Origin of the sequence: Enterococcus sp. RTP21361st1_A6_RTP21361_211029 (genome assembly GCF_040910045.1) — a bacterium.
GTDB lineage: Bacteria > Bacillota > Bacilli > Lactobacillales > Enterococcaceae > Enterococcus_D > Enterococcus_D gallinarum.
The window spans coordinates 1-3,401 of the sequence record NZ_JBDGBK010000154.1; the positions used below are offsets into that span (position 1 = coordinate 1).

Annotated in this window: 3 protein-coding genes; all 3 read right to left on the minus strand. The window is 39.5% G+C overall.

Annotated features, from left to right (window positions below):
- Positions 1-78: 78 nt before the first annotated feature.
- On the minus strand, positions 79-1,173 hold the full coding sequence (locus AB5Z52_RS16270) for a stage II sporulation protein M (protein ID WP_243822024.1): 1,095 nt from the start codon (positions 1,171-1,173) through the stop codon (positions 79-81).
- A gap of 1,180 nt (positions 1,174-2,353) precedes the next feature.
- Complete coding sequence (locus AB5Z52_RS16275) at positions 2,354-2,584, minus strand: uberolysin/carnocyclin family circular bacteriocin (RefSeq protein WP_368267025.1); 231 nt, start codon at positions 2,582-2,584, stop codon at positions 2,354-2,356.
- A complete protein-coding gene (locus AB5Z52_RS16280; RefSeq protein ID WP_368267027.1) occupies positions 2,581-2,781 on the minus strand; it encodes a hypothetical protein in 201 nt (66 codons plus the stop codon). Before AB5Z52_RS16280 ends, AB5Z52_RS16275 begins: the two co-directional genes overlap by 4 nt.
- Between the last annotated feature and the right edge of the window lie 620 nt (positions 2,782-3,401).

Here is a 3,401-nt window from a genome sequence, read left to right on the forward strand (position 1 = left end):
GCGTCAATTGATAAATTGAGATTTTGCAGAACAACATGGTCGTCGTAGGAGAAGTTTAAATCTTGAATTATCAAAAGTTCAGACATATGAAACTCCAGATTCTATAAAAGCAGCAAGCATCATTAAAATAAAAGACATGGCTATTAGAGCAATATCTGTTGAAATGATCTTTTTCATATTAAATGGCAAACCTAGTTGGAGACGAAGAAGTAGTCTATGTACTTCAAAGGAGACAAGGATGCCAATAATAAAGCTTGATATCTCAAAGAGCGCATGAGGAGCAATACCCGTAATTAGTGGACTCCATCCATAGTTTGCCACAATACCGGGTGTAATAAGTCCTAAATTAAACATGGTATAGCAAGGAAGAACCAATCCTCCGACTCCTAGCGTTGTTAAACCAAGCACAATAGTAATCAGTAAAACTGTATAATTATGCTTCAATAACTCCATGAAATCGAGATGAACCGGGTTCATGGTCTGAGGGAGTCCAATGCCATGAATGGTACCCGTAATAAAGCTTACAATAAGCGCAAGTACAATGACTATGGTGAAAGCGACTCTAGAACAAATTATTGAGCGTAAGTTTGTGTTTAAGTTAAAACACTCTATGAAGGTTCCAACACATCCGAGAGTGAGAGAAAATGTTAGGGCAAAAGAAATGACGATAAAGACCGTTTTCCAAATATCTCCATGAATTAAACTAAAAGATGCGCCTAGTATTGTTGCGAGAAGAGTAAAGAAAATAATAAGTCTTGATGGAGTCTGTGTAATCTTCGAGAAAACACTAACACCAGAAATATCTCTCATTTCTATTTTATGAAAATCAAGCATAAGTGAGCTGTTCATCTTCGTGACAGTGCGGAAAGCGTCATAAGTAGGGCGCAATGTCCAGATAGAGGCTACTAGGGCGAGCGGTATGGAAAGGAGGATTAACAGACTCCAGAGATATACCTGTCCCTTTAGTAGGGATATCTGTATTAATAGTGCTGCCGAATAGACAGTGCCAAGTGTTGCAACCTGTAAAAACAGATGTTTATTTTTTGCCTTAAAGAGCGAATCCATTAGGGAGGGCGAAAGTATTTTCATCAATCTAAGCGACTTGAGTTCAAAACCGAATTCGAAGATATCTTTGTAATGTCCGGTTATTGAGCGTGTCAAAGCAGTGCTCATCAAGAAGATTTCTAAAAAAGCAATAGTCGCTAAAGCCCAGCTATTATATACATAGTGAGCAGTTATAAAATTGACTGAAACAAAGATCCAAAATTCAAACGGTATAAAGATCTGCAGTCGAGAGTGTCCACAGTCCGGTTTGTATCGTCGTTCTAGACTTTTGTAAAAAGTTGAGAAATTTGTAAAATTAAGCACTGTCTTTTCGTAGTTGCGGACATAATTCGACCGTATTACAATGTCAGCATCTGTTCTTAGGGTTTGTGTTGTAATTAGTATTCGTCTAAATATATACACTCCGACAGATGCTACGAGGATAATGGTGAGGTAAAGGATCGGACTAATATGGTTGAACTCATCAATATGCCGTGAAATGCTATGACTGATAGTCGCAATTATAGAGTTAATGTCGTCGTTTGTTTTCGCTACAAATGTAGATCCGACTCCGTAGCTATAAACGGACATCTTAGTATATGAAATCAATTTATATAGGAAATCAAAGAAAAAGTAAGCTATAATCGAAAAACAGCATGCAGAAAAAGCGTATGCTAAAATCGCTCTTGTCCCCAATGGAAGGAATTTATGGAAGAATCTATAGTATGTTCCCATCATTACTAGAAGATTGACAAATACAATAAGAAAAATAGTTGTGAGTTTGAATGTTGGTGCGAGGACGAACACTACCCCGAGTGTGAAACCAAGGCTGTCGATGGTAGTTTCAAGTATTCGAGCATCAATTATAGTAGAAAGCAGCCGAGATGGCGAGATAGATTGTGCGGCCCAGTATTGATAATCGATAGTTTTAAAATAGTCCGATGTTGAAAACAGCAAAGGGCTACTTACTTGTATCGTCATAATCAGCAAGAGCATTATTACAAAAAATGGTATATACACCCTGTCAAAGCGCGATGTTGCGAGATGAAAGAAGATTATCGTTACAACGAATCGAAAGATCGTTCTAACTATCGTCAATAATATAATCCCCAAATTATTACGAGTCATTGACATGAGAAAACGACGTTTATTAACCATTGTCATTTTTGCAATTAGAATTGTTTGCTTCAATTCATTCAACGTTACCGCCTATCGAAAAGCTACTGGGGATTGCCCAATGGAACCCTCCAGTAGCTTGCCCAAAAAGAATTCTTGACGCCTATCGACATTTACAGGTGTTGGTCATTGATTACCAAGCGGCTGCTGCAGCAGCACCTCGTTCGGCGACAATCTTTTTGACTGTCGCAACAAAGGCTGACCAACCCATGGTTAGAATTGCATCTACACCACCGCTAAGAATCGTAGTAATTGCGAGGATTATTGTGACTAGTGTAGATCCAGTCAGAATGATACTCACTATACTCGTGGCTACAGCTGTGCTTACGCCCAATGTGCCAGCAATCTTAAACAACAACATCATGAACCTTGCTTTCTTTTTGTGAGATGTATTCGAGCGACCCGAACCAATATGATCGCTAAAACAAGTGGTACTACTACCCATTTAGGGAATTGCATTGCACTGAGAATCACTGCAAGTGCAATCATCAATGCGTATGCCAGAATTTCCCACCATCTTGGGGTAAAACGATGAAGTGTGTTTTCTTTTTGTTCTTGCATAAAACCTCCATTCCATGCTGCATCGATTGCCATTTACAATGTGACAGGCATAGAACATTGGCATAAGCAGGAGCTGCATTAACACTCTCCGTCCGCTAATCTACGTCTGCAGATTGTGTATAGAATCTGGATAGACGCTTTCGCTTGGCTTTTTAAGGTGAATAGCCTTGGCTTCAGCGTCTTGTCTAATCTGAGTCCAGTTGTGTTTTTTATGACGAAGACACCGTAAGACCTTTCCGCTTACGGTTTAGTCTCACGTTGTTCTTCAATGAATCACCCCTTTCTTTTGACTGAATTATTGCGTCCACTTGCTATGGCAGTCATGTGTCTTGACAAAGTCAACTAACTTGACTCACTCCTGCCAGTACTGAGCGCATTACCAGCAAACGTAGGTTTTTAGAGACGGACCATACCAACAATGGCATGAAAGCTCTAAGAAGCACACGTCTGAGAGCGCTCATAATGAGTCTCTCTTACAGTTATTCGTCTGATGAGTTTGCCAGACGTTGAGAGTTCTCAACTTCTTGTGATAACCCTCGCTTTTATAATCGCACTATAGCTTGGACGCCGATTATAAAAGAGCTGTTTTGTCATCTATAGATGACAAACTTTGCTGAGGA

What these genes read in the sequence shown, in the direction of transcription:
- AB5Z52_RS16275 (WP_368267025.1), bottom strand. Translation starts at nt 2,584, where the DNA reads ATGATGTTGTTGTTTAAGATTGCTGGCACATTGGGCGTAAGCACAGCT.
- AB5Z52_RS16280 (WP_368267027.1), bottom strand. Translation starts at nt 2,781, where the DNA reads ATGCAAGAACAAAAAGAAAACACACTTCATCGTTTTACCCCAAGATGG.
- AB5Z52_RS16270 (WP_243822024.1), bottom strand. Translation starts at nt 1,173, where the DNA reads ATGAGCACTGCTTTGACACGCTCAATAACCGGACATTACAAAGATATC.